Source organism: Microbacterium sp. ER1 (assembly GCF_023383675.1).
Lineage (GTDB): Bacteria > Actinomycetota > Actinomycetes > Actinomycetales > Microbacteriaceae > Microbacterium.
Genome location: NZ_QCXO01000060.1, coordinates 1 through 260 on the forward strand (window position 1 = coordinate 1; position 260 = coordinate 260).

1 protein-coding gene is annotated in these 260 nt (G+C 66.2%); it reads left to right on the forward strand.

The features are described 5' to 3' along the window. The coding region (locus BV453_RS01760) for an MMPL family transporter (RefSeq protein ID WP_249520727.1) at positions 1 to 260 on the forward strand (260 nt) is incomplete at both ends.

The window sequence follows — 260 nt, forward strand, 5'->3', positions numbered from 1 at the left end:
GGCCATGGACTACCAGCTGTTCCTGGTCAGCGGGATGCGCGAAGCGTACGCGCACGGCGCACCGGCGCGGCTGGCTGTGCAGCGTGGTTTCCACGCCGGGCGCACCGTGGTGATCGCGGCAGCGCTGATCATGGCGTCGGTCTTCTCCGGCTTCGTGTTCTCGAACTCGGTGATGATCCAGTCGATCGGCTTCGGCCTGGCCATCGGCGTGCTGCTGGATGCGTTCGTCGTTCGGTTGCTCATCATCCCCGCCGTGATGC